This window comes from Pseudomonas sp. xss_4 (assembly GCF_043104125.1).
In the GTDB taxonomy this organism is placed as follows: Bacteria; Pseudomonadota; Gammaproteobacteria; order Pseudomonadales; family Pseudomonadaceae; genus Aquipseudomonas; species Aquipseudomonas parafulva_B.
In genome coordinates, this window is record NZ_JBICKJ010000089.1 from 57,016 (window position 1) to 78,964 (window position 21,949).

At 63.0% G+C, this 21,949-nt stretch carries 22 protein-coding genes; 12 read left to right on the forward strand and 10 right to left on the reverse strand.

All coding sequences use genetic code 11. The features are described from left to right. Positions 1-13 precede the first annotated feature (13 nt). The 7 genes from thiE to lnt all read left to right on the forward strand — a co-directional run bounded on the left by thiE (position 14) and on the right by lnt (position 6,698). Complete coding sequence (gene thiE / locus ACF8GB_RS18660) at positions 14-637, forward strand: thiamine phosphate synthase (RefSeq protein WP_058638962.1); 624 nt, start codon at positions 14-16, stop codon at positions 635-637. A gap of 16 nt (positions 638-653) precedes the next feature. Further along, positions 654-1,937 carry a glutamate-1-semialdehyde 2,1-aminomutase gene (gene hemL, locus ACF8GB_RS18665; protein ID WP_058638961.1) on the forward strand — a complete coding sequence of 428 codons (1,284 nt, stop codon included), beginning with the start codon at positions 654-656 and terminating at the stop codon, positions 1,935-1,937. A gap of 254 nt (positions 1,938-2,191) precedes the next feature. After that, positions 2,192-2,737: a tetratricopeptide repeat protein gene (locus ACF8GB_RS18670; protein ID WP_058603547.1), complete on the forward strand. Its 546-nt coding sequence runs from the start codon at positions 2,192-2,194 to the stop codon at positions 2,735-2,737. A gap of 105 nt (positions 2,738-2,842) precedes the next feature. Then, positions 2,843-3,841: a PhoH family protein gene (locus ACF8GB_RS18675; RefSeq protein WP_028687151.1), complete on the forward strand. Its 999-nt coding sequence runs from the start codon at positions 2,843-2,845 to the stop codon at positions 3,839-3,841. Beyond that, a complete protein-coding gene (gene ybeY / locus ACF8GB_RS18680; protein ID WP_058603546.1) occupies positions 3,834-4,307 on the forward strand; it encodes an rRNA maturation RNase YbeY in 474 nt (157 codons plus the stop codon). Before ACF8GB_RS18675 ends, ybeY begins: the two co-directional genes overlap by 8 nt. A gap of 25 nt (positions 4,308-4,332) precedes the next feature. Beyond that, a complete protein-coding gene (locus ACF8GB_RS18685) occupies positions 4,333-5,172 on the forward strand; it encodes an HlyC/CorC family transporter (protein WP_023534628.1) in 840 nt (279 codons plus the stop codon). Between the two features lie 8 nt (positions 5,173-5,180). After that, positions 5,181-6,698, forward strand: coding sequence for an apolipoprotein N-acyltransferase (gene lnt / locus ACF8GB_RS18690; protein WP_078477939.1), 1,518 nt, complete (start codon positions 5,181-5,183; stop codon positions 6,696-6,698). 45 nt (positions 6,699-6,743) lie between these two features. Here lnt and ACF8GB_RS18695 read toward each other — a convergent pair whose 3' ends face one another. Together ACF8GB_RS18695 and ACF8GB_RS18700 are read right to left on the reverse strand one after the other, a co-directional pair. Then, positions 6,744-7,505, reverse strand: a complete 762-nt coding sequence (locus tag ACF8GB_RS18695) for a YdcF family protein (protein WP_058638958.1) — start codon at positions 7,503-7,505, stop codon at positions 6,744-6,746. 115 nt (positions 7,506-7,620) lie between these two features. Further along, positions 7,621-7,935 carry a hypothetical protein gene (locus ACF8GB_RS18700; protein WP_392527440.1) on the reverse strand — a complete coding sequence of 105 codons (315 nt, stop codon included), beginning with the start codon at positions 7,933-7,935 and terminating at the stop codon, positions 7,621-7,623. Positions 7,936-8,159: 224 nt separating this feature from the next. On the opposite strand from ACF8GB_RS18700, the gene leuS reads away from it, so the two are divergent. The 5 genes from leuS to ACF8GB_RS18725 all read left to right on the forward strand — a co-directional run bounded on the left by leuS (position 8,160) and on the right by ACF8GB_RS18725 (position 14,207). After that, a complete protein-coding gene (leuS, locus tag ACF8GB_RS18705) occupies positions 8,160-10,766 on the forward strand; it encodes a leucine--tRNA ligase (RefSeq protein WP_392527441.1) in 2,607 nt (868 codons plus the stop codon). Positions 10,767-10,827: 61 nt separating this feature from the next. After that, entirely contained in the window at positions 10,828-11,433 is a 606-nt protein-coding gene (gene lptE / locus ACF8GB_RS18710) for an LPS assembly lipoprotein LptE (RefSeq protein WP_145253609.1), read from the forward strand. A gap of 40 nt (positions 11,434-11,473) precedes the next feature. Then, positions 11,474-12,511, forward strand: coding sequence for a DNA polymerase III subunit delta (holA, locus tag ACF8GB_RS18715; protein ID WP_058603540.1), 1,038 nt, complete (start codon positions 11,474-11,476; stop codon positions 12,509-12,511). A 160-nt stretch (positions 12,512-12,671) separates the two neighbouring features. Then, positions 12,672-12,836 (forward strand): alternative ribosome rescue factor ArfA, encoded by a 165-nt coding sequence (gene arfA, locus ACF8GB_RS18720; protein WP_027915252.1) that lies wholly within the window; start codon positions 12,672-12,674, stop codon positions 12,834-12,836. A gap of 60 nt (positions 12,837-12,896) precedes the next feature. Beyond that, the gene (locus ACF8GB_RS18725; protein WP_058638953.1) at positions 12,897-14,207 is read left to right on the forward strand and encodes a lytic murein transglycosylase; all 1,311 of its coding nucleotides are present in this window, start codon (positions 12,897-12,899) and stop codon (positions 14,205-14,207) included. 82 nt (positions 14,208-14,289) lie between these two features. Here the strand turns inward: ACF8GB_RS18725 and ACF8GB_RS18730 are convergent, their stop codons facing one another. The 8 genes from ACF8GB_RS18730 to rodA form a co-directional block, all read right to left on the reverse strand. Continuing rightward, on the reverse strand, positions 14,290-15,228 hold the full coding sequence (locus ACF8GB_RS18730) for an LD-carboxypeptidase (RefSeq protein ID WP_196185787.1): 939 nt from the start codon (positions 15,226-15,228) through the stop codon (positions 14,290-14,292). A 108-nt stretch (positions 15,229-15,336) separates the two neighbouring features. After that, positions 15,337-16,353, reverse strand: a complete 1,017-nt coding sequence (gene lipA, locus ACF8GB_RS18735; RefSeq protein WP_058603537.1) for a lipoyl synthase — start codon at positions 16,351-16,353, stop codon at positions 15,337-15,339. 2 nt (positions 16,354-16,355) lie between these two features. Beyond that, a complete protein-coding gene (lipB, locus tag ACF8GB_RS18740) occupies positions 16,356-17,003 on the reverse strand; it encodes a lipoyl(octanoyl) transferase LipB (protein WP_058638951.1) in 648 nt (215 codons plus the stop codon). Continuing rightward, the gene (locus ACF8GB_RS18745) at positions 17,003-17,278 is read right to left on the reverse strand and encodes a DUF493 domain-containing protein (protein WP_058603535.1); all 276 of its coding nucleotides are present in this window, start codon (positions 17,276-17,278) and stop codon (positions 17,003-17,005) included. The genes lipB and ACF8GB_RS18745 overlap by 1 nt, the downstream gene beginning before the upstream one ends. A gap of 72 nt (positions 17,279-17,350) precedes the next feature. Next, positions 17,351-18,511, reverse strand: a complete 1,161-nt coding sequence (locus ACF8GB_RS18750) for a D-alanyl-D-alanine carboxypeptidase family protein (RefSeq protein ID WP_023534573.1) — start codon at positions 18,509-18,511, stop codon at positions 17,351-17,353. A 267-nt stretch (positions 18,512-18,778) separates the two neighbouring features. After that, a complete protein-coding gene (locus ACF8GB_RS18755; RefSeq protein ID WP_058603534.1) occupies positions 18,779-19,786 on the reverse strand; it encodes a septal ring lytic transglycosylase RlpA family protein in 1,008 nt (335 codons plus the stop codon). Beyond that, the gene (mltB, locus tag ACF8GB_RS18760; protein WP_058638948.1) at positions 19,786-20,796 is read right to left on the reverse strand and encodes a lytic murein transglycosylase B; all 1,011 of its coding nucleotides are present in this window, start codon (positions 20,794-20,796) and stop codon (positions 19,786-19,788) included. The genes ACF8GB_RS18755 and mltB overlap by 1 nt, the downstream gene beginning before the upstream one ends. A 17-nt stretch (positions 20,797-20,813) precedes the next feature. Next, entirely contained in the window at positions 20,814-21,917 is a 1,104-nt protein-coding gene (gene rodA / locus ACF8GB_RS18765; protein WP_042139378.1) for a rod shape-determining protein RodA, read from the reverse strand. Positions 21,918-21,949: the final 32 nt, after the last annotated feature.

Consider the following 21,949-nt stretch of genomic DNA (forward strand, 5'->3'; position numbering starts at 1 on the left):
CTCGAGGTGCTCGATGACCCTACGCGGCCTGTATGCCATCACCGACAGCCAACTGCTGGCCGGCCGATTCCTGTCTCATGTGGAGGCAGCGCTCGAAGGGGGTGTATGCCTTCTGCAGTACCGGGACAAAAGCGATGACGCCGCGCGGCGCTTGCGTGAAGCGCAGGCACTCCAGCAATTGTGCGAGCGCTATGGCACTCAGCTGCTCATCAACGACGATGCCCAACTGGCCAGGCACCTTGGCGTGGGCGTACACCTGGGGCAAACCGATGGGCCGCTGACCCCTGCACGCGCCCTGCTGGGCAGCGCGGCGATCATCGGCTCGACCTGCCATGCCAGCCTCGACCTGGCCGACCAGGCAGCCCGCGAAGGCGCCAGCTACGTCGCCTTCGGCCGCTTTTTCACCTCCAGCACCAAACCCGGCGCTCCGGCTGCCGACGTCCGTCTTCTGGCGCAGGCTCGCGCCCAGGTGAACCTGCCGATCGCCGCCATCGGCGGGGTCACCCTCGACAATGCCGCCGCACTGGTGCACCACGGTGCCGACCTGCTGGCGGTGATCCACGGCTTGTTCGGTGCCGACAGTGCGCAGGAAGTCACCCGCCGCGCCCGCGCCTTCAATGCCTTGTTCGCATCCTGATTCGAGAGAACTTTCCATGTCCCGTTCCGAAGCACTTTTCGCCCAAGCCCAGAAACACATCCCCGGTGGTGTGAACTCGCCCGTGCGCGCGTTCAAGAGCGTGGGCGGCACCCCATTGTTCTTCAAGCATGCCGAGGGCGCCTACGTCGTCGACGAAGATGACAAGCGCTACGTCGACTACGTGGGCTCCTGGGGCCCGATGATCCTGGGCCATGGCCACCCTGACGTGCTGGACTCGGTACGTCGCCAGCTGGAACACGGGCTGTCCTATGGCGCCCCGACCGCCATGGAAACCGAAATGGCAGACCTGGTGTGCTCGCTGGTGCCTTCCATGGAAATGGTGCGCATGGTCAGCTCGGGTACCGAAGCGACCATGAGCGCCATCCGCCTGGCCCGTGGCTACACCGGCCGTGACGCGATCATCAAGTTCGAAGGCTGCTACCACGGCCACTCCGACAGCCTCTTGGTCAAGGCCGGTTCCGGCCTGCTGACCCAAGGCGTGCCCAGCTCGGCAGGCGTGCCCGCCGACTTCGCCAAGCACACCCTGACGCTGCCCTTCAACGACATCGCCGCCGTCGAGAAGACGCTGGCTGAAGTGGGCCAGACCGTAGCCTGCATTATCGTCGAGCCGGTTGCCGGCAACATGAACTGCGTCCCGCCGGCGCCAGGCTTCCTCGAAGGCCTGCGTGAGCAGTGCGACAAGCATGGGGTGGTGTTGATCTTCGATGAAGTGATGACCGGTTTCCGGGTTTCGCTGGGTGGTGCGCAGGCGCACTACGGCATTACCCCCGACCTGTCCACCTTCGGCAAGATCGTCGGCGGCGGCATGCCGGTCGGCTGCTTCGGCGGCAAGCGCGAAATCATGGGCTGCATCGCCCCGCTGGGCCCGGTCTACCAGGCGGGTACGCTGTCGGGCAACCCGCTGGCCATGGCCGCCGGCCTGACCACGCTCAAGCTGATCAGCCGCCCGGGCTTCCACGCCGAGCTGACTGACTACACCAGCCGCATGCTCGACGGCCTGCAACAGCGCGCCGATGCTGCCGGCGTGCCGTTCGTGACCACTCAGGCTGGCGGCATGTTCGGCCTGTACTTCAGCGGGGCCGACGACATCGTCACCTTCGATGACGTAATGGCCAGTGACGCCGGTCGCTTCAAGCAGTTCTTCCACCTGATGCTCGAGGGTGGCGTGTACCTGGCGCCGAGCGCGTTCGAGGCTGGCTTCACCTCCATCGTTCATGGCGACAAAGAGCTGCAGATCACCCTGGATGCGGCTGAAAAGGCCTTCGCAGCCCTGAAGTAACCCGGCGCCTTCCCACCTTGGTAGCCGGTAGTACCCGCTATCACGGTGGGTATACCGGCCATCGCCAGGGGCATACCCCATGGGAACGGGCGCATGTGCAATGAGGCCATACAGGTAACGAAGGGGTCCTGCCATCAGCCTGTTTCGCCACGCCGACATAAATTCGAGTAAAACTTTGTAAGGTTGGCGCTGCTTATCCCATAATGTGCCACCAGAGACATTGGCCGCAGCTTTGCAGAGGTAAGTCGATCCCCATGAACCGCACCGGCCGCGCCCTCACCCTGGGCTGCCTGTTGCTTCTCCAGCCCCTGCTGGCCCTGGCGGAGGGCGGTAACTCGTTGCTCATCCCGACGACGGGTCGCTGCACCTTGAACGTGCAGCCGCAGGACCTGGCCAGCGCACTCAAAACCTGTGAACAGGTGGCCGATGCCGGCGATGCCCAGGCACAGTACGAGCTGGGCGAGTACTTCTATGCGCAAGCGCCGAAAAACCTCAACAAGGCACTGGACTGGTACCAGAAAGCGTCCCTGCAAGGCCATGCCGAGGCCCAGTACCGCCTTGGGTCGATGTTTTTCCGCGGCGAAGGGGTCAAGGCCAACAACGTGCAGGCCTACATCCTGTTGAAGATGGCGGCAGTCAACGGCGCTGAAGATGCCCTGGACATGGCGGACGAAGTCACCGAACAGATGCCCAGGGACGACCTGGAGCATGCGACGCAGGTGCTCGGCCAGATCTTCCGCAAGTACCTGCTCGAGCTGCAGAACGCCGAGGGTCGCTCGCCGTTCTCCCCGCTGCCCTAGGCTTTGCTTGCAGAATGCCGTTGAGCCCATCAGGACTTTCGCCACTGCCATTCAAGGGTTATTCTTGAGCTCACACTCATTGCCGTCGGGCGGCTAAAAACGACCTTGAACGCACCCATCGAACCCCATCGTTTCATCCTCGAACCTTTCGAGGCCCACCGTTTCGCCAACTTGTGTGGCCAGTTCGACGAGCACCTGCGCTTGATCGAACAACGCCTTGCCATCGAGATCCGCAACCGCGGCAATCAGTTCGAACTGATCGGCGAATCCAAGACCACCCATGCTGCCGAGCAACTGCTGCGCCGTCTCTACCGCGAGACCCAGGCTACCGAGCTGTCGCCGGAAACCGTGCACCTGTACCTTCAGGAATCGGCCGTCGAGCACATCGACAACCCGGCGGTGAACGAGGTCAGCGTCTCGCTGCGCACACGCAAGGGCAATATCCGACCACGGGGCGCCAACCAGCAGCGCTACGTCAAGGAGATCCTGGCCAACGACATCAACTTCGGCATCGGCCCGGCCGGTACCGGCAAGACGTACCTGGCCGTGGCGTGTGCTGTCGACGCGCTGGAACGTGAACAGGTTCGCCGCATCCTGCTGGTGCGCCCGGCCGTTGAAGCTGGCGAGAAGCTCGGGTTCCTGCCTGGCGACCTTGCACAGAAGATCGACCCTTACCTGCGCCCGCTCTACGATGCCCTTTATGAAATGCTGGGCTTCGAGCACGTGGCCAAGCTGATCGAGCGCCAAGTCATCGAAATTGCGCCGCTTGCCTACATGCGCGGTCGCACCCTGAACAACAGCTTCATCATTCTCGACGAAAGCCAGAACACCACGCTCGAGCAGATGAAGATGTTCCTCACCCGTATCGGCTTCGGCTCCACGGCGGTGATCACCGGCGACATCACCCAGGTCGACCTGCCCCGGGGCACCAAGTCGGGCCTGGCGCATGTGATCGAAGTGCTGCGGGACGTGCCGGGTATCAGTTTCACCCACTTCCAGCCCAAGGACGTGGTACGTCACCCCTTGGTGCAGCGCATCGTCGAGGCCTATGACCGCTTCGAAGCCCGCCAGGCCACTCCCGAGGCGCCCGGCAAAAATGCTTGAACTTGACATACAACGGGCGACACAGGCTGTCGCCCCGGTCGATGCCGACTTTCGCCGCTGGTGCGAGCTGGCCTTGCAGCAACGCAAGGCCGACTCGGAGATGACCATTCGTCTTGTGGACGAAGCGGAAGCGCGCGAGCTTAATCACACGTATCGGCACAAGGACTACGCGACCAACGTGTTGTCCTTCCCGGCCGACGTGCCAGACGACTTGCTCGACATCCCCTTGCTGGGCGACCTGGTGATCTGCGTCGCGGTGGTCGAACGCGAGGCGGCCGAGCAAGGCAAGTCGCTGGCGGCGCACTGGGCGCACCTGGTCATTCACGGCTGCCTGCATCTGCTCGGTTACGACCACATCGAGGATGAGGAAGCCGAGGAGATGGAAAGCCTGGAACGAGAATTGCTGGCGCAACTGGGTCACCCGGACCCATACGCCGATGACGAAACCGAATCAACCCCACACTGATAGACCAAGGATCACGAGAACCGCCATGAGCGAAGATCGATCGAGCAACGGGCAGAAGTCCTGGCTGGGTAAACTGACCCAGGCTTTTGCCCATGAGCCGAAAAACCGCCAGGAGCTCCTGGAGCTGCTGCGCGAAGCACATCAGAACAAGCTGCTGGACAGCGAGGCGCTGACCATCGTCGAAGGTGCCATCCAGGTGGCGGACCTTCAAGTGCGTGACATCATGGTGCCGCGCTCGCAGATGAACAGCATCAAGGCCGGCCAGTCGCCTCGCGAGTTCCTGCCGGCGGTGATCGACGCGGCGCACTCGCGCTACCCGGTAATCGGCGAAAGCCATGACGATGTGCTCGGTGTCCTGCTCGCCAAGGACCTGCTGCCGCTGATTCTCAAGGAGAACGGCGACAACTTCGACATCAAGACGCTGCTGCGCCCGGCCACTTTCGTGCCCGAGTCCAAGCGCCTGAACGTGCTGCTGCGCGAGTTTCGCGCCAACCACAACCACATGGCCATCGTCATCGATGAATATGGCGGCGTGGCTGGCCTGGTGACCATCGAGGATGTGCTCGAACAGATCGTCGGCGATATCGAAGACGAACACGACGTCGAAGAGGACAGCTACATCAAGCCGCTGCCCAACGGCGACTTCCTGGTCAAGGCACTGACGCCGATCGAGCACTTCAACGAGTCCTTCGACAGTGCGTTTTCGGACGATGAGTTCGACACCGTCGGCGGTTTGGTGATGAGTGCCTTCGGCCATCTGCCCAAGCGCAACGAAACCACCGAAATCGGCGCGTACAAATTCCGCGTGCTCAACGCCGACAGCCGCCGGATACACCTGCTGCGCCTGACCCCGATCAACCGTTAAGGAACGACATGCGCTGGATCACCCGCCCCGGCTGGCCCGGTAACCTGCTGGCCCTGGCGGCCGGCGCTTCTACCCTCCTGGCCCTGGCGCCATTCGATCTGTGGCCACTGGCGCTGCTGTCCATCGCCCTGCTCTACCTGGGCCTGCGCGAGCTTAGCCCGCGCCAGGCCTTGTGGCGTGGCTGGTGGTTCGGCTTCGGCCTCTACGGCGCCGGCACCTGGTGGATCTACGTCAGCATGACGAACTACGGCGGCGCCTCGCCGCTGTTGGCCATCGCGCTGCTGGTTGCGTTCTTTGCGGCCTTGGCCTGGTTCTTTGCGCTGCCCACCTGGTTGTGGGCACGCTGGTTGCGGCGCAACGAGGCGCCGCTTGCCGATGCCCTGGGCTTTGCTGCCCTGTGGGTGGCGCAAGAGGCGTTTCGCGGCTGGTTCCTCACCGGCTTCCCGTGGTTGTACGCAGGCTACAGTCAGCTGGACGGCCCGCTGGCCGGCCTGGCGCCTCTGGGCGGGGTGTGGCTGGTGTCGTTTGCGTTGGCGCTGACGGCTGCGCTGCTGTGCAACCTCAACCGTTTGCGTACCCGTCCGGGCTTTCTTGCCATCGCCTGCGTGCTGCTGCTCACTCCCTGGGCGGTAGGATTGGCACTCAAAGGGCATGCCTGGACTACTCCGGCAGGCGACCCACTCAAGGTCGCTGCCATTCAGGGCAACGTCGAACAGGACGTGAAGTGGGACCCGGCGCATATCGACGCCCAGTTGGCCCTGTACCGCGACTTGAGCTTCAGTTCAAAACCTGCGGACTTGTTGATCTGGCCGGAAACGGCGGTACCTGTGCTCAAGGACCAGGCGCAAGGGTATATCGACATCATGGGGCGCTTCGCCGCAGACCGGCATTCGGCCCTGATCACCGGCGTGCCGGTTCGCGAAGTGGTGCACCGCCAGCGTCGCTACTTCAACGGCATCACCGTCACGGGCGAAGGGGACGGCACCTACCTCAAGCAGAAGCTGGTGCCCTTTGGCGAATATGTCCCGCTGCAGGACATGCTGCGGGGGCTGATCGAGTTCTTCAACCTGCCCATGTCGGATTTCGCCCGGGGCCCTGAGGACCAACCGCTGCTCCAGGCCAAGGGTTATCAGATCGCGCCTTATATCTGCTACGAGGTGGTCTACCCCGAGTTTGCCGCCGGCCTGGCGGCACGTAGCGACTTGCTACTGACCATCAGCAACGACACCTGGTTCGGCACTTCCATAGGCCCGCTGCAGCACTTGCAGATGGCCCAGATGCGTGCGCTTGAAGCCGGCCGCTGGATGATCCGGGCCACCAACAATGGCGTGACGGCCTTGATCGACCCGTTCGGGCGCATCACGACCCAAGTGCCTCAGTTCCAGCAGGCAGTGATGTACGGCGAGGTGGTGCCGATGCAGCAGCTGACGCCTTATCTGCAATGGCGTTCCTGGCCGCTTGCAATCGTTTGTGGGTTGCTGCTGGTCTGGGCGTTGATGGCCGGGCGTGTGGCCAGGGCAGTGTGACGGGGCTTTGAAGTTGACGTTCCAAGGGGCTGTTGCTCAGCCCTTTCAGTAGAACAACCGATACCCCACCAGCCCAGCCACCTCATTGAGCAACTGCCCGCTCTGCCACATGGCCCGGCTTTCCGGCAGCCAACCACCGAATGGCCGCGCCGGATCACGGCCGAGGAAGCCGACTGGCGCGGGTACCACTTCGAAACCTGCCTGCTCGAAGCTCCAGCGTGAGCGCTGCATGTGCCAGGCCTGGGTCACCACCACGACGCGGCGTATCCCCAACGGCTCAAGCACACTCGCCGAGTGCTGGGCATTTTCCCAGGTGGTGCGGCTCGCCTGCTCCAACCACTTCACCTCAATGCCGAAGTCGTCATGCAGGCTGTCGGCCATCAGCTGCGCCTCGCTGGGTGGTGTGCCGTAGTGCAGCCCGCCGCTGGTCAGCACCGGTAGCCCGGACGCCTTGGCCAGGCGAGCGGCAAAGCGCAGCCGCTCCAAGGCCGTGGGCGTCGGCTGGTCGACACCCGCCCAGGCAGGGTCGCCCCGTTCACGCCCTGCGCCCAGCACGACGATGGCATCGGCCCGCTGCTTGAGGCCAGCCCAGTCCTGCCCGGCTAGCGCAGGCTCCGTCTCCAGGGCTCTTGCCAGGTACTGAACGGCCACCGGCAAGCTGGTCATCCACAGCCCGCCTAGCCCTGCCACAAAGCACACAGCGGCCAGCCGGGGGCGACGCCTGCGCAGCCACCAGGCTGCAAGCAGCAGGAGAAACAGCACGCCTGGGGGTAACAACCACTGTTTGATGAAATACCGAATGGGCATGCACACCTCCTTCGAAGGTGTGCAGACTAAAAGCATCGGCGCCGGCCAACAACATGGCCGGCGTCGATCAAGGTCGGATTACTGTGCAAACCCTTGAAAGGCGCCGCGCAAACCCCTAGCGGCGGGAGGCCTTGCGTGGGCGTGGCGTGCGCACTGTGCGCTTGATCTCCTTGAGCCAGATGATCCTGGCCGACGCAGGTTCAGCTTGCGGCCTGAGGTTTGCAGCCTCGTCGGCGCGTTTCTGGAAGGTATCCAGATAAGTTTTGATCACCTCGAACTCGGCGCGGCTCAAACCACGCAACTCCAACTCGGCTGGCGCCTCGTCCCGAAGTCGCATGGACGTTCTGGCTGTATCCAGGGCAAGCCCGAGCCTATCGATCAGGCGCTCATAGAGTTCTGGTTTTCCTGCAGGTAGCTGCGACTCTCCCATTCGTTCACCTCATTGAAGATAACGATTATCTCCCCCACCCGAGAGCTTAGCGTCGTTGCGAAAAGCAGCCCGACGCTGCGACCAGCGGCCATTCGCAACGAACGTTTCCCACGATGCGCGGCGCTGCTGTATGCTACGGCGTTCACTCCCGATGACACCGGAGTGCCGGACGCAGCGAGGTTCGCTGCCTGGAAAGGTCTCCTCTCTCTCAGCCAAAAGTAGCCATGCACGAACAATACACGCCCCGTGATATCGAAGCCGCCGCCCAGACATTCTGGGACGAGCAACAATCGTTCGCTGTTACCGAACAGCCAGGCAAGGACACGTACTACTGCCTGTCGATGTTCCCGTACCCGAGCGGCAAGCTACACATGGGCCACGTGCGCAACTACACCATCGGCGACGTTATTGCCCGCTACCAGCGCATGCTGGGCAAGAACGTCCTGCAGCCAATGGGCTGGGACGCTTTCGGCATGCCTGCCGAAAACGCGGCGATGAAGAACAACGTCGCCCCGGCCAAGTGGACCTACGAAAACATCGACTACATGAAGACCCAGCTCAAGAGCCTGGGCCTTGCCATCGACTGGGCCCGCGAGGTCACCACCTGCAAGCCCGACTACTACCGTTGGGAGCAGTGGCTGTTCACCCGCCTGTTCGAGAAGGGCATCATCTATCGCAAGAACGGCACCGTTAACTGGGACCCGGCTGACCAGACCGTGCTGGCCAACGAACAGGTCATCGACGGGCGCGGCTGGCGTTCCGGCGCGCTGATTGAAAAGCGCGAAATCCCGATGTACTACTTCCGCATCACCGACTATGCCGACGAGCTGCTGGAAAGCCTCGACGAGCTGCCGGGCTGGCCTGAGCAGGTCAAGACCATGCAGCGCAACTGGATCGGCAAGTCCCGCGGCATGGAAGTGCAGTTCCCGTACGATCAGGCCAGCATTGGCCACACCGGTACGCTGAAAGTCTTCACCACCCGCCCGGACACGCTGATGGGCGCTACCTACGTGGCAGTCGCCGCCGAGCATCCGCTGGCCACCCAGGCGGCCCAGGGCAACCCGGCGCTGCAAGCCTTCATCGATGAATGCAAGGGCGGCAGCGTGGCCGAAGCGGACATGGCCACCCAGGAAAAGAAGGGCATGGCCACTTCCCTGCTGGTCGAGCACCCGCTCACCGGTGAGAAGCTGCCGGTATGGGTCGCCAACTACGTGCTGATGCACTACGGCGACGGTGCAGTCATGGCTGTGCCAGCCCACGACGAACGCGATTTCGAGTTCGCCCGCAAGTACGACCTGCCGGTCAAGGCCGTGGTGCGTACCAGTGCCGGTGACGAGGTGGGCGCCCAGTGGCAGGCTGCCTATGGCGAGCATGGCCAGCTGATCAATTCCGGCGAATTCGACGGCCTGGATTTCGCCGGCGCCTTCGACGCCATCGAAGCGGCGCTGGTGCGCAAGGACCTGGGCAAGTCCCGCACCCAGTTCCGCCTGCGCGACTGGGGCATCAGCCGCCAGCGTTACTGGGGCTGCCCGATTCCGATCATCCACTGCCCGTCTTGCGGCGATGTGCCGGTGCCGGAAGACCAGTTGCCGGTTACCCTGCCCGAAAACGTGGTACCGGACGGTGCAGGCTCGCCGCTGGCGCGCATGCCCGAATTCTACGAATGCAGCTGCCCCAAGTGCGGCACTGCGGCCAAACGCGAAACCGACACCATGGACACCTTCGTCGAGTCCTCGTGGTACTTCGCGCGCTACGCCTCGCCCAACTACGAAGGCGGCATGGTAGACCCGAAAGCGGCCAACCACTGGCTGCCGGTCGACCAGTACATCGGCGGCATCGAACACGCCATCCTGCACCTTCTGTATGCGCGCTTCTTCCACAAGCTGATGCGTGACGAAGGCCTGGTGACCTCGAACGAGCCGTTCAAGAACCTGCTGACCCAGGGCATGGTCGTGGCCGAAACCTACTACCGCGTCGCCAGCAACGGCGGCAAGGACTGGTTCAACCCGGCCGATGTCGAAGTCGAGCGCGATGCCAAGGCCAAGATCGTCGGCGCACGCTTGAAGACCGATGGCCTGCCGGTTGAAATCGGCGGCACCGAGAAGATGTCCAAGTCCAAGAACAACGGCGTCGATCCCCAGTCGATGATCGAACAGTACGGCGCCGATACCTGCCGCCTCTTCATGATGTTCGCCTCGCCGCCCGACATGAGCCTGGAATGGTCCGACTCAGGTGTGGAGGGCGCCAGCCGCTTCCTGCGCCGCGTCTGGCGCCTGGCTCAGGCCCACGTTGCCCAGGGCTTGCCTGGCAAGCTGGAGGTGGCAACCCTGGATGACGCGCAGAAAGTGATCCGCCGCGCCATCCACGCCGCCATCAAGCAAGCCAGTACCGATGTAGGCCAGCACCACAAGTTCAACACCGCCATCGCCCAGGTGATGACCGTGATGAACGTGCTGGAAAAGGCGCCGCAGTCCACCGCACAAGACCGTGCCCTGCTGCAGGAAGGCCTCGAAGCCGTCACCCTGCTGCTGGCCCCGATCACGCCGCACATCTCCCACGAGCTGTGGAAGCAACTGGGCCATGACCAGGCCGTCATCGATGCCGCCTGGCCTGCAGTGGATGAAGCCGCGCTGGTACAGGACACCGTGACCCTGGTGGTGCAAGTCAATGGCAAGCTGCGTGGCCAGATCGAGATGCCAGCCGCAGCCAGCCGCGAAGAAGTCGAAGCCGCCGCGCGCAGCAACGAGAATGTCCTGCGCTTCATCGATGGCCTGGCCATCCGCAAGGTCATCGTAGTGCCGGGCAAACTGGTCAATATCGTCGCCAACTGATGGCAACGCCCGTTCGCAGGCTCTGCGCACGGGCGGAACAGGCTCACGAGGGAGCAACAACATGATCAAACGCAATCTGCTGGTAGTTGGCCTGGCGGTCATGCTCAGCGCCTGCGGGTTCCAGCTGCGCGGCACGGGCACCAGCGAAATGAGCGTCAAGGAGATGGACGTCAGCGCGCGCAACGCCTACGGCCCGACCGTGATTCAACTGCGCGAAGTGCTCGAGCGCAGCGGCGTGAACGTCCACGCAGGCGCACCTTACCGCCTGGTGCTGACCAACGAACAGGAGCGCCAGCGCGCCGTTACCTACAACAGCGGCAACCGCACGGCGGAATTCGAGCTCACCACCGAGCTGGACTACAGCATCCAGGGCCTGAACAACCTGGAGCTGACCAGCGACAAGGTCGAAGTGCGCAAGGTCTATGTGCGTGACGCCTCGAACATCACCGGTTCCGAGCAGGATGCCAAACGCGCCCGTGACGAGATGCGCCGCGACTTGGTCAATGCCATGATCGTGCGCCTGCAAAACCTCACCCCTGCCCAGCTCGATGAATTGCAGCGCAAGGCCGATGAGCGTGCCAAGGCCGAAGCGGATGCGCTGGAAGCCGCGCGTCGCCAGCAGGCCGAGACACCGCAGCAGTCGCCGCTGGAAGTGCCGGGCAACTGAGCCCGTGCAGGGCGCTGTCTGGCGCCCTGCCCCCGATGCCATGAAACTCGCCCCCGCTCAACTCACCAAACACCTGCAAGGCTCACTCGCGCCCGTCTACGTGGTCAGCGGCGATGACCCGTTGCTGTGCCAGGAAGCGGCCGACGCCATCCGCAGCGCCGCCCGCCAGCAAGGTTTCGACGAGCGCCAGGTATTCAGTGCCGATGCCAACTTCGATTGGGGCACCCTGCTGCAAGCGGGTGCGAGCCTGTCGCTTTTCGCCCAGCGACGCCTGCTGGAACTGCGCCTGCCCTCGGGCAAGCCGGGTGACAAGGGCGCTGCCGCGTTGCTGGAATACTGCGCCCGCCCTGCCGAAGACACGCTGCTGCTGATCAGCTTGCCAAAGCTCGATGCCAGCGCGCAGAAGACCAAATGGGGCAAGGCACTGGTCGAGGGTGATCATTGCCAGTTCATCCAGATATGGCCCGTGGACGCGCATCAGTTGCCCCAATGGATCAATCAGCGGTTGCAACAGGCAGGCCTGAGTGCCCAGCGTGACGCCGTGGACCTGATTGCTGCGCGCGTGGAGGGCAACTTGCTCGCGGCCGCGCAGGAAATCGAAAAGCTCAAGCTGCTGGCCGAGGGCAACGTCATCACCCTGGAAACGGTCCAGGCCGCGGTGGCGGACAGCGCGCGCTTCGATGTCTTCGGGCTGGTCGACGCCATTCTCAAGGGTGAAGCCGCCCATGCCTTGCGCATGCTCGAAGGCCTGCGCGGCGAAGGCGTGGAGCCCCCGGTGATCCTCTGGGCCCTGGCCCGTGAACTGCGGCAACTGGCGGGCCTGGCCCAGCAGTTCAGCCAGGGCGTTCCCCTGGACAAGGCCTTCAGCCAGGCACGCCCACCCATCTGGGACAAACGCCGCCCCTTGGTTAGCAAGGCCCTGCAGCGGTTACCCGCCCAGCGCTGGTCGCAGCTGCTGCAGGACGCCCAGCGTATCGACGCCCAGATCAAGGGCCAGGCGCAAGGTTCTCCCTGGACAGGCCTGGCGCGCCTGGTGCTACTGATGGCCGGCCAGCGCCTAGCGCTGCCTGCCCAATAGTCGAAGCCCTGCCTATAGAGCCCGCGCTTGTTGGCCATGGCCGGCAAGCCGCCTCATGAGGCCTGGATGACACTCACGACCATATAAACAATCAATTGGCCTGCCCACGGCCAAGCCTGCACAGTGCAGCCCGCACCGTCCCAACGCAGGAACCACCTTCATGAGCAAAAAACCAAACAAGCAAGGCCATAACAAGGCCAAGTCCATCGTCGCCCAGCCCCTGTTCCGTTGCCGTCAGGAACGGCCGGAGAAAGGCAAGGGCAGCTACCGCCGCGAAGCCTTCCAATCGAGAGATTGGGAGGCTTCTTACTTTTTGGCGGCATGAAGGCATCCGTAGCGCAGGCATGATATGGTCATCACCTGACCTGCAGACCTGGACCTGTGCATGCTCTACCGTCTTTTTCCTCGTTGGGAAACCCGCCAGCTCGTTGCGGCCTCCAGCTTCATCCTGCTCGTTGCCTGTGCGGAAAAACCCACGGCAGCCGATGCATTGCCCCTCGCCCAGGCGCAGCCGGCACCTGTCGTGAATGCACCTGGCAAGGCGCCAGACAGCAACCCAGATATCCAGCCGTCCCAAACCTTTGCCCAGTGGCAAGCAGGTTTCCGCCAACAGGCCCTGCAAGCGGGCATTGCCCCGGAAATCTTCGACAAGGCGTTTCTCGGCGTCACGCCGGACATGGACGTGATCAAGGCTGACCGAAGCCAGCCAGAGTTCACCCGGCCAGTCTGGGAATACCTGGAAGGTGCCTTATCCCCCGTACGCGTACGCAACGGCAAAAGGCTGCTGGAGCAGAACGCCGAGCTGCTGACCCGCCTGGAACAGCGCTACGGCGTTGATCGCCAGATCCTGGTCGCGGTATGGGGCATGGAAAGCAACTTCGGCCAGTTCCAGGGCAGCAAGTCAGTGATCCGCTCCCTGGCCACCCTGGCCTACGAAGGACGACGCCCACAGTTTGCCCAAGACCAGCTGATTGCCGCCCTGCAGATCATCCAGCACGGTGATATTCAGCCTGATGCGATGCGCGGCTCCTGGGCCGGCGCCATGGGCCAGACCCAATTCATCCCGACCACCTACAACACCCATGCCGTGGATTTCGACGGCGATGGCCGCCGCGATATCTGGAACAGCACGCCCGATGCCTTGGCCTCCACTGCACACTACCTGCAAAGCTCAGGCTGGAAGCGTGGCCAACCCTGGGGGTTCGAGGTGCAGGTACCGGCAGGCTTCGATTATTGGCAAGCTGACGGGACCTCGCGCAAGCCGATCGCCGAATGGTTGGCCATGGGCCTGACACTGCCTGCTGGTACGCAGTTGCCAGCCGGTAGCAATGAGTTGCCAGCCGCCCTGTTGCTGCCCGCTGGCGCGCGAGGCCCGGCATTCCTGGTTCTCGACAATTTCCGCGCCATTCTCAAATACAACAACTCATCGGCTTACGCGCTGGCCGTCAGCCTCCTGAGCGATCGCTTCACCGGCTGGGGCTTCATCGCTGGCAGCTGGCCCAAGGACGACACCCCCCTGAGCCGTAGCGAGCGCATGGAGTTGCAGAACTTGCTCAATGCCAAGGGCTTTGAGGCGGGCAACGCCGATGGGATCATTGGCGCCAACACCCGCAAGGCCATCCGTAATGCCCAGCAGGGCCTGGGCTGGCCAGCCGATGGCTATCCGACGCACAAGCTCCTGGAGAGCCTACGGTAGCCACACGCTCTCGCTGACTGGCAACAATGCGGGTCCCCCTGGGCACGGTAACCGTGACCCTGGGGTGGCCTTGGCGCCAGGCTCATGCCTGGAACAACGCCTGCTCCAGCACCAGGCGCTGCCGCTCGCTGTCCAGCGTTACTCGGGCACCTAGCGGCAGGCAGATATTGGGGTCACAGTGCCCACTGCGCCATCCGGCCAGCACAGGGACGCCCAGTGGGCCGAACGTGTCGCGCAGCAGCGGTGCCAGCGCCGCCGCGGTAATGCCAGCAAAGTCCCCTACCAGCACACCCCTGATGCCTTCTAGCTTGCCGGCTAGCCGTAACTGCGTCAGCAGGCGATCGACTCGGTACAACGGCTCGTTCACGTCTTCGATGAACAGGATGCAGCCCTGGGTATCCAGCTCTGCCAAGGTCCCAAGGGTCGCACCCAGCATCGACAGGTTCCCACCCAGCAGCGGGCCACTGGCAAGGCCGGGGAAGACCGTGTGCAAGGTGAACTGCGTCGGGTGCGTGATCGGGTCACCGGCTGCCACCTGCCCGCTCAACTGCGCCACCAGCGACGATTCGGTCGGTGCCTGCTTGCCACCCAGCAGGTCGGCGTTGAGCATGGCCCCGTGGAAGCTGATCATCCTCGTGTGACGGTAGAGCGCCGCATGCAAGGCGGTGATATCGCTGTAGCCAATCAAAGGCTTGGGGTGGTGTTGCAACAGCTCGAAATCGAGCTTGTCCAGCAGGCGCATGCTGCCGTAGCCGCCACGCATGCACAGAACCGCGTCGATGGACGGGTCCCGGAAGGCGTCGTGCAGATCCTGTAGCCGCTGCGCGTCGGCGCCTGCCAGGTAGCCCTCGGACTGAGTCGCACCCGGATAGACCCGGCAGCGGTAGCCGCGCTCGGCGAACCACTGGGCCGCTTTGTGCACATCCAGACGCGCCGGGCCTGCCGGGGCAACCACGGCAAAGCAGGCATCGGGCTCAATGGCCTTGCGCAGTGGCAAGGCAGAAGGTTCTACGCAGTTCATCGGGCAACTCCATACGGCTTGTCACAAACAGCTTACGGCTTGGCTGGTAGAAAAAAAAATGCCGACGCGGCCTTGCGGCGCATCGGCATTTCTCTTTTTACGGTCAGATCAGAGTTTGATCTTGGCTTCGTGCGCTTGCTGGTCGGCATGGTAGGACGAGCGCACCAGCGGGCCGGAAGCGACGTTCTTGAAGCCCATGCGGTAGCCTTCCTCGGCGAACCAGGCGAAGGTGTCAGGGTGCACGAAACGCTGTACCGGCAAGTGGCTGCGCGATGGCTGCAGGTATTGACCCAGGGTGAGCATGTCGATGTCGTGCTCGCGCATGCGGTGCATGACCTCGATCACTTCTTCGTCGGTCTCGCCCAACCCGAGCATCAGGCCAGACTTGGTAGGAACATGCGGTACCAGCTGCTTGAACTTCTGCAGCAGGTCCAGCGACCAGTCGTAGTCCGAACCCGGGCGAGCGGCCTTGTACAGACGCGGCACGGTTTCGAGGTTGTGGTTGAACACATCCGGCGGCTCCTGAGCCGTGATCGCCAGCGCGACGTCCATACGGCCCCGGTAATCCGGCACCAGGGTTTCAAGCTGCACGCCTGGCGACAAAGCGCGGATTTCGCGGATGCAGTCGGCGAAATGCTGGGCGCCGCCATCGCGCAAATCATCACGGTCAACCGAGGTGATGACCACGTACTTCAGGCGCAGGTCGGCAATGGCCACCGCAAGGTTCTTCGGCTCGTCCACGTCCAACGGCTTGGGACGGCCATGCCCCACGTCGCAGAACGGGCAGCGGCGCGTGCAGATGTCGCCCATGATCATGAAGGTGGCGGTGCCGCCCGAGAAGCACTCGCCCAGGTTCGGGCAGGAGGCCTCCTCGCAGACGCTGTGCAGCTTGTGCTTGCGCAGCAGTTGCTTGATGCGGTCTACCTCGGGCGAGACCGGGATACGCACACGGATCCAGTCAGGCTTCTTGGGCAGCTCGTCAGTGGGGATGATCTTGACCGGGATGCGCGCGACCTTGTCGGCGCCTCGCAGCTTGACCCCAGCTTCGACCTTCTTGGGGGCGGAGCGCGGCGTAGCGTCCTGGGTTGGGATCAGGTTCGGCACGGCTTCTTGCACAGTAGTCATATTCAGTCGATTCCGCCCGTGAGGGTCGTCTGCTCTGCGTAGTCGAGGTGCTTGACCAGCTGTTCGCGCAGCCTTGTCCTGACCTCGTCGAGTTCGATCGGGCCTGCCAGGTCACGCAGCTGGGTCATCGCCAGCCCCGCATAACCGCAGGGGTTGATTCGGCAAAAGGGCGCCAGGTCCATGTCCACGTTCAAGGCAAGGCCATGAAAGGAGCGGCCGTTGCGGATACGCAGGCCAAGCGAAGCGATCTTCGCGCCGTCCACATACACACCGGGTGCATCGGGTTTGGCAGCGGCCTGCACCGCGTAGCCATCGAGCAAAGCGATCAGGCTGCGCTCGATGCGGCTGACCAGGTCGCGTACGCCAAAGCCCAGGCGGCGTACATCCAGCAGCAGGTAGGCCACCAGCTGGCCTGGCCCATGATAGGTCACCTGGCCACCACGGTCGGCCTGCACCACGGGGATATCGCCCGGCACCAGCAGGTGCTCGGCCTTGCCAGCCTGCCCTTGCGTGAAGACCGGCGGGTGTTCGACCAGCCAGACTTCATCCTGGGTATCGGCAGTGCGCTGCTCAGTGAAACGCCGCATGGCCTCGAGCACCGGCTCATAGGGCTGCAGGCCAAGTTCGCGGACACCGAGGCAGCCGGGCATCACAGCACCATTTTCACGATGCCGGTGGCACGCAGGGCGCTGTTGATGTCGTGGAGCTGGTTTTCGCTTTCGGCCACGATGTGCAGTTGCACGGTGGTGTACTTGCCTTCCTTGCTCTGGCGTTCGGCCAGCGTGGAAAGATCGACCTTGGCGTATTTGCTGAGCACTTCGATCACGGTGTCCTTGAAGCCGACACCAGTGTCACCAATGACTTTGATCGGGTAGTCGGCACAGGGAAATTCGATTTTATGAGACTTGACGTCTGGTTCGCTCATGGCGGAAACGGCCTCGCAAGCCGTGGCAACAACAACACCCCCGCGATCACGCGGGGGTGTGCAGGTCACGTGTCAGTTGAACAACCCGTAGAAGAATAGACGGATGCTATCCCACATACGGCGGAAGAAACCACCTTCCTCGACGCCATCGAGGGCGATCAGGTCGGCGCTGTGAACCACTTTGTCGTCCAATTTGACTTCAACCTTGCCGATCACGTCACCCTTGGCAATAGGTGCGGTCAGTTGTGGGTTCATGGTCATCGAAGCCTGCAGGCGCTTAAGCTGGCCCTTGGGCATGGTCATGGTCAGGTCTTCGGCAAGGCCTGCCTTGACTTCGCTGGTGGCGCCTTTCCAGACCGGCGCCTTGGTCAGCTCGGTGCCTTTCTGATAGAAGGTCTGGGTTTCGAAGAAGCGGAAACCGTAGGTCAGCAGCTTCTGGGTTTCGGCAGCACGGGACTGCTCGCTATTGGTACCGAACACCACGGCGATCAGGCGCTGCCCGTCACGTACGGCCGACGCCACCATGCAGTAGCCAGCCTCTTCGGTGTGGCCGGTCTTAAGGCCGTCCACGGTCTTGTCACGCCACAACAGCAAGTTGCGGTTAGGCTGCTTGATGTTGTTCCAGAAGAACTCTTTCTGCGAATAGATGGCGTAGTGAGCCGGATCGACGTTGATGATCGCACGGGCCAGGATCGCCATGTCGTGAGCAGAAGAATAATGCTCCGGGTTCGGCAGGCCGGTGGGGTTCATGAAGTGACTGTTGGTCATGCCCAGGTCGGCAGCGGTCTTGTTCATCATGTCGGCGAACGCGTCTTCGCTGCCGGCGATGTGCTCGGACAGGGCGACGGACGCATCGTTGCCGGATTGGATGATGATGCCGTGCAGCAGGTCGCTGACGGTCACCTGGCTGCCCACCTTGATGAACATGCGCGAGCCCCCGGTGCGCCAGGCGTTTTCGCTGACGGTCACCGGGTCGTTTTCGCCGATCTGGCCACGGCGGATGTCCAGCGTGGCGATGTAGGCGGTCATCAGCTTGGTCAGGCTGGCTGGCGGAAGACGCTCGTCACCGTTGTTCTCGACCAGCACGTTGCCGCTGGACGCGTCCATGAGTACGTAGGACTTGGCTGCCAGTTGAGGCGGCGCGGGCGTCATCTGCTCGGCCGCGAAGGCTACCGGAGTGAGCAGGAGCAATACGGGCAAGCAAAGTCGTTTGGCAAGGTTGGTGATGTTCATCCGTCTCTCGAAAATCGCTTAATGGTCTGGAGATGTTTTCTGGGCAAGCACACGGCCCAGCACCGGTCAGTCTAGTTATTGGCCTGAGGCCTGGCCCGGCAACGTGCGACAGGGTGCCGCTGCGGGCAAAACCGGCATTGTACATGGCTGAGCCTGTCAATTCATGACAAAACCGCCACATTGCACCGTGCTTGCCCGTAGGTGAACCCCACACGCAGGCTGTTCATACCGTGCGCGAGGGGTCGGTCATCCTGCCGGGACGCCTGGTCAGTCAGCTGTGACCAGCTTGGCCTGCCCTAGGTTCGCCAGGCGAATGCTGTTCTGCGCCTGCTGGACTTCACCCTGGCTGTTGATCGGCCCCAGGCGTACACGATGCAATGTCTGCTGGTTACGCACGACCGAGCTGATGAACACCGGTGCGCTGACCATGCTGCTGAGCTTGGCGCGCAGCAGCTCGGCCGCATCCGGGTTGGCGAAAGCGCCGACTTGCAGGAAGCTGCCGCCAGTGCCAGCAGGCACGTTGTTGCCGCCCACCTGCACCGGCACCACCGGTGCTGCATGCTGCTGTGGCGGCGGCGTCCACTGCTCTACCCGACCGGAGCTGGCCGGGATCGCCTGGGTCTGGGCCACCTGGGGCTCCTTGAGCACCATGGGTGGCGTCTGGCCACGTTGCGCCCACCACTGCTGGGGGTCGATGCCTTCGACGCGTACATGGGCAGTGCCGATCTCGGCGTAGCCCAGCTTCTTCGCCGCCGCGTACGACAAGTCGATGATGCGATCGGAATAGAACGGGCCGCGATCGTTCACCCGCAGGATAACGCTGCGACCGTTAGCCAGGTTAGTCACCTTCACATAGGCGGGCAGTGGCAGTGTCTTGTGCGCGGCACTCATGCCGTACAGGTCGTACAGCTCGCCGTTGGCGGTGTTCTGGCCATGGAACTTGGTGCCATACCACGACGCCGTGCCCTCGGCGCGGTAGTTGCGCGCATCCTGCATCGGGTAGTAGGTCTTGCCCAGGACGGTGTAGGGGTTGGCCTTGTAGTTGCCGGTGTGCAGGGTGGGCGTGGCATCGGGGATCTTGTTGACGTCCACATCCCACCACGGCGCACCGTCCTTGTGGGCACGGTTGATGTCCAGGCCGGGCTGGCTGCGCACCACGCTCGCACCGCTGGAACTCTTGGGCGCCGGGCGGCTGGAGGAGCAACTGACCAATGCCAGGCCGATGGCTGCGCAGGTGATCAGTTTGAAGGAAGTGGTAGAGAAAATTGCGCGCATTAGTTGACGCCCCGTGCTTGGACCAGCTGTTGCGCAAGCTGATGCACCGCCATGGCATACATCACGCTGCGGTTGTAGCGAGTGATCGCGTAGAAATTCTTGAGCCCCACCCAGTACTCGGGGCCGTTCTCACCCTCCAGGCGGAAGGCCGTGACGGGCAGATCATCGCGCAGCGAATCATGAACCGACCAGCCAAGGGCACGCAACTGTCCGACCGTGCTGGCCGGCTCGATACCGGTGGTCAGGCCTTGATCGGCGCGCTCGCCCTGCACGGTTGCGCGGCTGACCACTTCCTCTCCGGCCATCCAGCCATGGCGCTTGAAGTAGCTTGCCACGCTGCCGATGGCATCATCGGGGTTGGTCCAGATGTTGATGTGCCCATCACCGTCGAAGTCCACGGCATAGTTGCGAAAGCTGCTGGGCATGAACTGCGGCAGCCCCATGGCCCCGGCATAGGAGCCCTTGAGAGTCAGGGGATCGAGCTGTTCTTCACGGGCCAGCAGCAGGAACTCACGCAGTTCCTTGCGGAAGAATTCGGCGCGGGGGGGATAATCGAAGCCCAGGGTGGACAACGCGTCAAGCACCCGGAAGTTGCCCGTGTTGCGCCCGAAAAAGGTTTCAACGCCAATGATCGACACGATGTATTGTGCCGGCACCCCGTATTCCTGCTCGGCCCGCGCCAGCACGGCCTCGTGCTGACGCCAGAAGTCCACGCCCCGCGCGATGCGCGCGTCGGTGAGGAACATGGGGCGATATTCCTTCCAGGGCTTGACCCGTTCGGCGGGCCGCGAAATCGCATCGAGGATCGACTGCTTGCGCTGCACTTCACGGAACACGCCCATCAGTTGTTCTGGGGCAAAACCATGGTCGCGGCTCATCTGGCCAACGAATTCGGCCACCTGGGGCGAGTTGTCGTAGTCGCCAGCCTCGGCCAGCTGTACAGCGCCAAACAGGCTCACCGCACCAAACCACGGCGCACAACGGGTAGCCCAGTTACGCACTGCTTGCATGTAATTGTTCACCTTATTCAAACCTGTGCGATCCACTTTCGATGCGTGTGGATCGACATCAGAACGCCAAACGCTGACAGCAGCGTCACCAATGAAGTTCCGCCATAGCTAATGAAGGGCAACGGCACGCCGACGACGGGCAAAAGGCCACTTACCATCCCGATATTGACGAACACGTATACAAAGAACGTCATGGTCAAGCTGCCTGCCAGCAGCTTGCCGAACAATGTCTGTGCCTGCGCCGTGATCATCAGGCCCCGGCCGATCAGCAGCAGGTAGACGATCAGCAACAGGCAAATGCCCACCAGGCCGAACTCCTCGCCCAGCACGGCGATGATGAAGTCGGTGTGGCTTTCAGGCAGAAAGTCCAGGTGCGACTGGGTGCCCAGCAGCCACCCCTTGCCGAACACGCCGCCAGAACCAATCGCTGCCTTGGACTGGATGATGTTCCAGCCCGTACCCAGCGGGTCGCTCTCCGGGTCGAGGAAGGTCAGCACCCGCTGCTTCTGGTAGTCGTGCATCACGAAGAACCACATGGCCACCGCCACCGGCACCGTGGCCGCCAGCACGCTGAGAATCCAACGCCAGCGTAGGCCGCCCATGAACAGGACGAAGGCACCGGAGGCCAGGATCAGCAACGCCGTACCCAGGTCCGGCTGGCGCACGATCAGGATGAACGGCACGCCAATCAATACCAGGCTGATGGCCACATGCTTGAGGTGCGGCGGCAGGGTGCGCTTGGACAGGTACCAGGCGATGGTCGCCGGCATGATGATCTTCATGAACTCGGAGGGCTGGAAGCGAATCACCCCGGGTATGTTGATCCAGCGCGTCGCACCCATGGCGTTGTGGCCCATCACGTCCACCACCACCAGCAGCAACACCCCGGTGAGGTAGGCCAGTGGCACCCAGCGCGCCATGAACCGTGGCTCGAGCTGGGCGATGACGAACATCGATACCAGGCCGATGCCAAACGAGGTGGCCTGCTTGAGCAACAGGTCCCAGTTCTTGCCGCTGGCCGAATACAGCACGAACAGGCTGCCTGCGGCCAGGGTCAGGAGGATGATCAGCAAAGGACCATCGACGTGGATGCGCTGCAGGAAGCTGGCGCGCCGACGCATCACATCCTCGCTGGAGAGCATGCGATCGAAAT

Coding starts and splice junctions, on each gene's coding strand:
- mltB (WP_058638948.1), bottom strand. CDS start 20,796: ATGCAAGCAGTGCGTAACTGGGCTACCCGTTGTGCGCCGTGGTTTGGT.
- ACF8GB_RS18750 (WP_023534573.1), bottom strand. CDS start 18,511: ATGAACATCACCAACCTTGCCAAACGACTTTGCTTGCCCGTATTGCTC.
- lipA (WP_058603537.1), bottom strand. CDS start 16,353: ATGACTACTGTGCAAGAAGCCGTGCCGAACCTGATCCCAACCCAGGAC.
- ACF8GB_RS18695 (WP_058638958.1), bottom strand. CDS start 7,505: ATGCCCATTCGGTATTTCATCAAACAGTGGTTGTTACCCCCAGGCGTG.
- rodA (WP_042139378.1), bottom strand. CDS start 21,917: ATGCGTCGGCGCGCCAGCTTCCTGCAGCGCATCCACGTCGATGGTCCT.
- ACF8GB_RS18725 (WP_058638953.1), top strand. CDS start 12,897: ATGCTCTACCGTCTTTTTCCTCGTTGGGAAACCCGCCAGCTCGTTGCG.
- thiE (WP_058638962.1), top strand. CDS start 14: ATGACCCTACGCGGCCTGTATGCCATCACCGACAGCCAACTGCTGGCC.
- holA (WP_058603540.1), top strand. CDS start 11,474: ATGAAACTCGCCCCCGCTCAACTCACCAAACACCTGCAAGGCTCACTC.
- ACF8GB_RS18755 (WP_058603534.1), bottom strand. CDS start 19,786: ATGCGCGCAATTTTCTCTACCACTTCCTTCAAACTGATCACCTGCGCA.
- ybeY (WP_058603546.1), top strand. CDS start 3,834: ATGCTTGAACTTGACATACAACGGGCGACACAGGCTGTCGCCCCGGTC.
- lnt (WP_078477939.1), top strand. CDS start 5,181: ATGCGCTGGATCACCCGCCCCGGCTGGCCCGGTAACCTGCTGGCCCTG.
- ACF8GB_RS18670 (WP_058603547.1), top strand. CDS start 2,192: ATGAACCGCACCGGCCGCGCCCTCACCCTGGGCTGCCTGTTGCTTCTC.
- arfA (WP_027915252.1), top strand. CDS start 12,672: ATGAGCAAAAAACCAAACAAGCAAGGCCATAACAAGGCCAAGTCCATC.
- ACF8GB_RS18685 (WP_023534628.1), top strand. CDS start 4,333: ATGAGCGAAGATCGATCGAGCAACGGGCAGAAGTCCTGGCTGGGTAAA.
- leuS (WP_392527441.1), top strand. CDS start 8,160: ATGCACGAACAATACACGCCCCGTGATATCGAAGCCGCCGCCCAGACA.
- ACF8GB_RS18700 (WP_392527440.1), bottom strand. CDS start 7,935: ATGGGAGAGTCGCAGCTACCTGCAGGAAAACCAGAACTCTATGAGCGC.
- ACF8GB_RS18745 (WP_058603535.1), bottom strand. CDS start 17,278: ATGAGCGAACCAGACGTCAAGTCTCATAAAATCGAATTTCCCTGTGCC.
- lipB (WP_058638951.1), bottom strand. CDS start 17,003: ATGCCCGGCTGCCTCGGTGTCCGCGAACTTGGCCTGCAGCCCTATGAG.
- ACF8GB_RS18730 (WP_196185787.1), bottom strand. CDS start 15,228: ATGAACTGCGTAGAACCTTCTGCCTTGCCACTGCGCAAGGCCATTGAG.
- hemL (WP_058638961.1), top strand. CDS start 654: ATGTCCCGTTCCGAAGCACTTTTCGCCCAAGCCCAGAAACACATCCCC.
- lptE (WP_145253609.1), top strand. CDS start 10,828: ATGATCAAACGCAATCTGCTGGTAGTTGGCCTGGCGGTCATGCTCAGC.